Origin of the sequence: Streptomyces globisporus (assembly GCF_003501885.1) — a bacterium.
Classification (GTDB): Bacteria; Actinomycetota; Actinomycetes; order Streptomycetales; family Streptomycetaceae; genus Streptomyces; species Streptomyces globisporus_D.
This window is the reverse complement of sequence record NZ_QWFA01000055.1, coordinates 24623-32714: the sequence shown is the minus strand read 5'-3', so window position 1 is coordinate 32714 and position 8092 is coordinate 24623. Positions and strand designations below refer to the sequence as shown.

Below are 8092 nucleotides of genomic sequence, written 5' to 3'. Positions count from 1 at the left end.
TGGAAGCCTCACCCGACTTGTGTACTGGAGGCAAGACACTCCAACTGGTCTGACCCGGGCGGGTGGGCCGGCCGCCGGACCGGGCCCACGCGCCGACGACCCGCCCCGCACTCATCGCTGCCCGGTCCGCTGCTCCTGTCCGACATCCGCGCATCCCTGCCACGGGAGGGGAAAGAGATGCCTCACACGACCAGCCCCACCGCAACCACCACCACATCCGCACCCGCGTCCGTCGACTCCCTCCCCTGGGAGGAGCTGGTCACCTCCGCTCTCCTGGGGACCGACCGCCGTCCACCGGCACCACGCGGCGGCCCCGTACCGGCCGATGCCCCCGCCGCCCTGCTGGACGCCGCCGCGCTGCACACCGTGCGGCGGCGGGCCGGGCTGCTGCCCGCCGTGCCGGAGGCCCGGCCCGAGCCCGCCGCCCCGGATCCGCGCCCGGCGCTCCCCGAGGCAGCCCGGCACCGGCTCGCCCACCTGCTGGCCGACCGCTCCGCGCCCTCGGGCGGTGGGCGGCGCGGGGCCGCGCCCGACCTCACCGAGCTCATCCCGCAGTGGCTGGCCATCGCCAACCGGCAGGGCTTCCGCGCCCCGGCGGCCCTGCTGCCCCCGCTGCTGGACGCCGCCCGCGCGCGGACGGACCTGCGCCCGCAGGCGCTCGCGTTCGCCGGGCCGCGCGGGATGTGGCTGGCCGGGCTGAACCCCGACTGGAAGTTCGCCCTGCGGGGCTCCGCGAGCGGTGCGCCGCAGCCCGACCTCACGGACCCGGGTGCGGTGGCCCGGCTGTGGGAGGAGGGGCTGTTCGCGGAGCGGGTCGCGCTGCTCGACGCCGTACGAGCGCAGGATCCGCCCGCCGCGCTCGCCCTGCTCGCCACCACCTGGCCGGCCGAACGGGCCGAGGACCGGCTGATGTTCCTGGATTCCCTGCGGTCCGGGCTGGGCGGCGCCGACGAGCCGTTCCTGGAGCAGGCCCTGTCCGACCGCAGCCGCAATGTCCGCGCCACCGCCGCCGAACTGCTCTCCGCCCTGCCCGAGTCGGCGCTCGCCGGACGGATGGCGGCCCGCGCGCTGTCCTGCGTGCACCCGGACCGTACGGGGGATGTCGCTTCCATCGCCGTGGAGGCGCCGCACGAATGCGACGCGGACATGCAGCGCGACGGCGTCATGGCGGTTCCGCCGACGGGCCGGGGCGAACGCTCCTGGTGGCTCGGGCAGTTGGTGGAGGCCACCCCGCTCGGCGTCTGGGAGGAGCGGTTCGGCGGGCGTCCGGCCGAGGAGATCGTGGCCCTGCCCGTCGCCGACGACTGGGCCGACGAGCTGCACACCGCCTGGTGCCGGGCAGCGGTCCGGCAGCGGAATCCGCGGTGGTCCCGGGCCCTGCTCGGGCGTCCGTCGGAGCCGGTGGCGAACGGCACCGGGACGGCCTCGATCGCCGAGCGCTCGAAGCTTCTGGCCAGCCTGGACGAGGGGGAACGTGCCTCCTGGGTGGCCGAGTTCATCGCGGCGCACGGCCTGTCGGAGGCGTTCCAGCTGCTCGGGGTGTGCACGGTCCCCTGGGCCGGGCCGCTCGGGCGCGCGGTGGTCGACGCGCTCGACATCGCGCGGGACGGCGGGAGTTATCCGTGGAGCTTCAGCGGGGTGATGGGCCTCGCGGAACGCTGTCTGGATCCGGCCGAGGCCGACCGGCTGGAGGTCCTGACGGCCGCACAGGACGAGCCGGAGGGCGCGTCACCGGGGGCCGGCGGCTACTGGTCCGAGGCCTTCCAGCGCCTGGTCTCCACCCTGCGGCTGCGCGCCGCGATGGAGGCGGAGCTGATGGCCTGACGGAGACGGCGGGGGCGCTGACGGCCTGGGACGGGACGGGCCCGTGTGCGGCGGGCCCGTCCCGGGGGCGGCGTTCAGGCCTGGGCGGCCTGGCGGACGTTGGCGTTGACCCACGTGACGATCTCGGTCGTCGTCGCCCCCGGCGTGAAGAGCTCCGCGACGCCCAGCTTCTTCAGCGGGGCGATGTCGTCCTCGGGGATGATCCCGCCGCCGAAGACCTTGATGTCCTCCGCCTCGCGGGCCTTCAGCAGCTCGATCACCTTGGCGAACAGCGTGTTGTGCGCCCCGGAGAGGATCGAGAGGCCGATGGCGTCGGCGTCCTCCTGGATCGCCGTGTCGACGATCTGCTCGGGCGTCTGGTGGAGCCCGGTGTAGATCACCTCCATACCGGCGTCCCGCAACGCCCGCGCGATGACTTTGGCCCCGCGGTCGTGGCCGTCGAGGCCCGGCTTGGCCACCACCACACGGATCGGACCGGTCACACCCATCACTGCCTCCACCTGGTCTCCCGCGTCTGAAGGGACGGGGATGTGAACGAACGTTATCCACAGCATCCCGCAAGCCGCAGTTTCGCGGCAGGCGGGGAGGGGGAAATCACACGTGGGACATGTTCGCCAGGCGTCGTCCCCGGCACCACGCGGAGCTCCGGCCGCGCGGGGCCTCGGCGCAAGGAGAGCCGCTACGAGGTCGCCGTACCACCGCGCCGCCAGCCGCACGGCACGGTGGTACGGCCCTCGACCCGGCCACGGCCGCCCGGGCCGGCCGGCAGCACTCCTCGTCCCGCCACCCACAAGGGCGTACGGGGACGGGGGCCTCCTCCTCCGTACGCCGGTGCAGGAGGCAGGCCGTGAAGCTCCCCCCTCCCCTCTCCCCGCTGACCTACTTCACCCAGCTCAGCCGCCTCGCCCGCCTCCCTGCCCTCCCCCGGCTGTCGTCCGCGCTGCTCGGCGCCACCGCGCTGGAGCTGTTCGTCCTCACCGGGCGCCTGGTCGTCTACCCCTTCGGGCTCACCCCCGAGCGGGGCGGTACCGCGCCCGCCGAGCCCGGGCCTCCCGCCACGGCCGACCCGTCGGCCACGACCGCGACCACCGCGCTGCCGGCCACGACCGCCGCGACGCCGCCCGTCGTCCTGCTGCACGGCTTCATCGACAACCGCTCCGCGTTCGTCGTCCTGCGCCGCGTGCTGACCCGGCACGGCCGCCACCTGGCATCCCTCAACTACTCACCGCTGACCCGCGACGTCCGCACCGCCGCCGAACTGCTCGGCCGGCATGTGGAGGAGATCTGCGCACGCACCGGGCACGGCCGGGTCGACATCGTCGGGCACAGCCTCGGCGGCCTGATCGCCCGCTATTACGTACAGCGACTCGGCGGTGACCGGCGCGTGCGCACGCTGGTGACGCTCGGGACCCCGCACGGCGGCACCGCCGTCGCCCCCGGGGCGGGCGTTCACCCCATCGTGCGGCAGATGCGCGGCGGTTCCTCGGTGATCGAGGAGCTGCGCGGTCCCGCCCCCGGCTGCCGGACCCGGTTCGTGAGCTTCTGGAGCGAGCTGGACCAGGTGATGGTCCCCGTCGAGACGGCGTGCGTCGACCACCCGGATCTCGACGCGGTGAACGTACGCGTCACCGGCATCGGGCACCTCGCACTGCCCGTGCACCCCACGGTGGCCGCCGCGGTCCGTGAGGCTCTCGAGGCGCCGGAGGCCGGAGAGGACGACGCCACCGCCACCGGGGCGACGTCCGTGGCCTGAAAATAGAACACCACTCGAACGTAGGGCCAAGGCTGCGTCTGCCGTCCACCGAAAGACGGCCGATTGCCCGTTTCCTGCGGACCCAAAACCTGTCGAAGATTGTCGTCCTCACATACCGCCGGGTACAGTCGCGGCCACTGCTTCCCCCTGGGACACCCCTGACCGGGACCCAGAACAGTCCTGCTGCCGAGGCGAGAGAGACGTTGGTGAACGACCAGCACCCCCACGCCGGGCACGTCGGGTACGACGACCGATCGACCGGCAGCTTCGACACCGACCCGCTCTTCGGCTCGCTCCCCGGCGGCCACGACACCGGCTACGACGCCGGTCACCCCGCCGCCGGATACGGCGACGCCGGCTATGGCCAGGGAACCTACGGCGACGGCTTCGCCACCGCGTACGCGACCGGACAGCCGGACCACAGCGGCCAGTACGACGCCTCCGCGTGGAACACCGGCGCCCAGCAGACGCCGGCCCACGACGGCTACGCCGCCCAGGAGCACGTCCAGGACGCCACCCAGCAGGCCCACGCCACGCAGCAGTGGGACACCTCCGGGGCCTGGCAGCAGGTCGACGACCAGGATCTGACCGGCCAGTGGGCGACCGCCGACACCGGTGCGTTCCCCACCACAGGCTTCCCCTCCGCCCCGTACGGCACCGACGCCGCGTACGGGGCGGAGGCGTACGACACCACCGGCGCGTACGGCACCGGGGCGGCGTACGAGACGGCCGCCCACGAGACCGGTACCTACCCGGCGGACACCGCGTACGGCACCGGCGGCGTCTACGGGGCGGACGCCTACGAGACCGGGGCCTACGCCACCACCGCCTTCACCACCGGCGCCTACGACACCGGGGTCTACGAGACCGGCGCGTACGGCACCGTCCCGTACGACACGGGCGCCTACGACGCGACCGCCTGGAACTCCGGCGCCACGCCCGGGGACGCCGCGTACGAGCCCGAACAGACGTCGCACTCGCTGTACGAACAGCAGCAGGCCGACATGACGGTGCCCGAGGAGCCGGCCGAGGCGGACCGCACGGCCGGTGAACCGGTGGCCGACGCGTCCGCCACCGCTCAGTTCGACGCCCTCAGCGACGACGTCGCACCGGACGTCACGCCGGAGCCGGAGCAGGAGGCCGGGGACGGCTTCCCCGCCCCGCACTCCGTGAACCGCACCGCGGTCCGGCCACCCGCCCCGCGCAACCGGGCCCGCCGCCGCACCCCCGCCAAGCGCTCCGCCCTGCTGACCGTCGCGGTGCCCTCCGCCTGCGTGATGAGCGTCGCGGGCATCGCGGCCGCCTCGGTCGGCGGGATGCCCGGCGGCGAGGAGAAGCCGGAGGAGACGACCACCTCGCTGGCGGTCGCCGACCCGAGCACGGTCAAGCCGGTCGCCGCGAACAACCGGCTGGACAGCCAGCTGGCGCAGCTCTCCGAGGGCAGTGACGACTTCCGCGAGCGCGCGAGCCGCACCCAGGAACGCATCGACCTGCGGGAGCGCCAGGCGGCGGAGAAGAAGAAGCGCGAGGAGGAGGCCGCACGCCGTGAGGCGCTGCGCCCCAAGTTCGTCCTGCCGGTCAAGCAGCACGGGCTCTCCGCCTACTACGGCCAGGCCGGCGTCAACTGGATGTCCGTGCACTCGGGCATCGACTTCCCCGTCTCGTACGGCACTCCGGTGATGGCCGCGACCGACGGCACCGTACGCACCCAGCTGAACAGCGCCTACGGGGTCATGGCGATCGTGACCGCCGCCGACGGCACCGAGACCTGGTACTGCCACCTCAGCAGCACCAAGATCCGCTCGGGCCCGGTGAAGGCCGGTGACGTCATCGCGTACTCCGGGAACTCGGGCAACTCCACCGGCCCGCACCTGCACTTCGAGGTCCGGCCCGGCGGCGGCACGGCGATCGACCCGCTGGTGTGGCTGCGCAGCAAGGGTCTCAACCCGGCCTGACGGACGGGCGGAAATGCGAGCACGAGAGTGAGGGGCAGGGCTTCGGAGCCCTGCCCCTCACTCGTGTCGACCTACAGCTTCTCGACCGGCGCGTACCGCAGGAGCAGCTTCTTCGGGCGCTCGTCGCCGAAGTCGACGGTCGCCTTGGCCTGGTCGCCGTGGCCCTCGACGGCCGTCACCGTGCCCAGGCCGAACTGGTCGTGCGTGACCCGGTCCCCGACGGCCAGGGCGACCGTCGGCTTGTCCGAGGAGCGCCGGGTCGCGAAGCCCGAGGGGCCGGAGCGGGATCGGGAGGAGGACAGCGAGGACGTGATGCCGGAGGTGGGCCCGGCGGGGGCGGCCATCGGGCCCTTGCGCTTCCAGTCCAGGTGCGCTTCCGGGATCTCCTCCAGGAACCGCGAGGGCGGGTTGTACGAGGGCTGGCCCCAGGCGCTGCGCATGGCGGCCCGGGTCAGGTAGAGCCGTTCGCGGGCGCGGGTGATGCCGACGTACGCGAGGCGGCGCTCCTCCTCCAGCTCCTTGGTCTGGCCGAGGGCCCGCATGTGCGGGAAGACGCCGTCCTCCAGGCCGGTGAGGAAGACGACGGGGAACTCCAGGCCCTTCGCCGTGTGCAGGGTCATCAGCGTGATGACGCCGGAGCCGTCCTCGTCCTCGTCGGGGATCTGGTCGGAGTCCGCGACGAGCGCGACCTTCTCCAGGAACTCCGCGAGCGTGCCCGCGCCCTCCTCCTCGCCGCGCTCCTGCTCGAATTCGAGGGCGACGGCGGCGAGTTCCTGGAGGTTCTCGATACGGGTCTCGTCCTGCGGGTCGGTGGAGGCCTGGAGCTCGGCGAGATAGCCCGTGCGCTCCAGGACGGCTTCCAGCACGACGGCGGGTCCTGCGCCGGACTCGACGATCGTGCGCAGCTCCTCCATCAGCGTGTTGAAGCGCTTGACGGCGTTGGAGGAGCGGGCGGCCATGCCGTACGCCTCGTCGACGCGGCGCAGCGCCTGCGGGAAGGAGATCTTCTCGCGCATCGACAGGGCGTCGATCATGGCTTCGGCGCGGTCGCCGATGCCGCGCTTGGGGACGTTGAGGATGCGGCGGAGCGGAACGGTGTCCTCGGGGTTGGCGAGGACGCGGAGGTAGGCCAGGACGTCCCGGACCTCCTTGCGCTCGTAGAAGCGCACGCCGCCGACGACCTTGTAGGGCAGACCGACGCGGATGAAGATCTCTTCGAAGACACGGGACTGGGCGTTGGTCCGGTAGAAGACGGCGACGTCGCCCGCCTTGGCGTCGCCCGCGTCGGTGAGCCGGTCGATCTCGTCGGCGACGAACTGCGCCTCGTCGTGCTCGGTGTCGGCGACATAGCCGGTGATGCGGGCGCCGGAGCCGGCGTTGGTCCAGAGGTTCTTCGGGCGGCGGCTCTCGTTGCGCTCGATGACGGCGTTGGCGGCGGAGAGGATGGTCTGCGTGGAGCGGTAGTTCTGCTCCAGCAGGATCGTCGTCGCGCTCGGGTAGTCCTCCTCGAACTGGAGGATGTTGCGGATGGTCGCGCCCCGGAAGGCGTAGATCGACTGGTCCGCGTCACCGACCACGCACAGCTCGGCGGGGGCGTCGTTCTCCCCGGCCGGGCCGACCAGCTCACGGACCAGCGTGTACTGGGCGTGGTTGGTGTCCTGGTACTCGTCGACGAGGACGTGGCGGAAGCGGCGGCGGTAGTGCTCGGCGACGTCCGGGAATGCCTGGAGGAGGTGGACCGTCGTCATGATGATGTCGTCGAAGTCCAGGGCGTTGGCCTCGCGCAGGCGGGCCTGGTAGAGCGCGTAGGCCTGGGCCAGGGTCTTCTCGAAGCCGTCGGCCGCCTGCCCGGCGAAGGTCTCCTCGTCGATGAGCTCGTTCTTGAGGTTGGAGACCTTGGCGGTGAAGGACTTCGGCGGATAGCGCTTGGGGTCGAGGTCCAGATCGCGGCAGACCAGGGCCATCAGCCGCTTGGAGTCGGCGGCGTCGTAGATCGAGAACGACGAGGTGAAGCCGAGCTTCTTCGACTCGCGGCGCAGGATGCGGACGCACGCGCTGTGGAAGGTCATGACCCACATGGCGTTGGCGCGCGGGCCCACGAGCTGCTCGACGCGTTCCTTCATCTCGCCCGCGGCCTTGTTGGTGAAGGTGATCGCGAGGATCTGCCCGGGGTGCGTGCCGCGCTCGGCCAGCAGGTGGGCGATGCGGTGGGTGAGCACCCGGGTCTTGCCGGAGCCGGCCCCGGCGACGATGAGCAGCGGGGACCCGGCGTGCACGACGGCGGCGCGCTGCTCGGTGTTGAGGCCGTCGAGCAGCGCGGCGGAGTCGATCGCCGGGCGCGGGTGACCGTCCCGGTAGTACCCGTCCCGGGGCGGCGGGGGCGCGTCGTAGACGCCCTCGAAGAGTCCCTCCGGCACCGCTTCGGGCGCGTGGTCCTCGGGGGGCGGCGGGGGGCCGTCCTCCGCGGGCTGGAGGCCGGTCAGGAAGTTGTCGTCAAAGAGGCTGCTCATCGCCTCCCGAGTCTAGGCGGCCGGACCGACAACGTTCCGCCGAAGCCGAC

At 72.8% G+C, this 8092-nt stretch carries 5 protein-coding genes; 3 read left to right on the top strand and 2 right to left on the bottom strand.

From position 1 onward, the window contains the following. Positions 1–177: 177 nt before the first annotated feature. The gene (locus D3105_RS12820) at positions 178–1824 is read left to right on the top strand and encodes a DUF5691 domain-containing protein (RefSeq protein WP_118903376.1); all 1647 of its coding nucleotides are present in this window, start codon (positions 178–180) and stop codon (positions 1822–1824) included. A 74-nt stretch (positions 1825–1898) separates the two neighbouring features. On the opposite strand, the gene D3105_RS12815 is transcribed toward D3105_RS12820, so the two are convergent. After that, positions 1899–2312, bottom strand: a complete 414-nt coding sequence (locus tag D3105_RS12815) for a cobalamin B12-binding domain-containing protein (RefSeq protein WP_030577840.1) — start codon at positions 2310–2312, stop codon at positions 1899–1901. 359 nt (positions 2313–2671) lie between these two features. Here D3105_RS12815 and D3105_RS12810 point away from each other — a divergent pair, with 359 nt between their 5' ends. Both D3105_RS12810 and D3105_RS12805 read left to right on the top strand, forming a co-directional pair. Then, positions 2672–3577: an esterase/lipase family protein gene (locus tag D3105_RS12810; protein WP_118903375.1), complete on the top strand. Its 906-nt coding sequence runs from the start codon at positions 2672–2674 to the stop codon at positions 3575–3577. Positions 3578–3783: 206 nt separating this feature from the next. Beyond that, complete coding sequence (locus D3105_RS12805) at positions 3784–5532, top strand: M23 family metallopeptidase (protein WP_118903374.1); 1749 nt, start codon at positions 3784–3786, stop codon at positions 5530–5532. A gap of 71 nt (positions 5533–5603) precedes the next feature. Here the strand turns inward: D3105_RS12805 and pcrA are convergent, their stop codons facing one another. Continuing rightward, positions 5604–8042 (bottom strand): DNA helicase PcrA, encoded by a 2439-nt coding sequence (gene pcrA / locus D3105_RS12800; protein ID WP_030577846.1) that lies wholly within the window; start codon positions 8040–8042, stop codon positions 5604–5606. Positions 8043–8092: the final 50 nt, after the last annotated feature.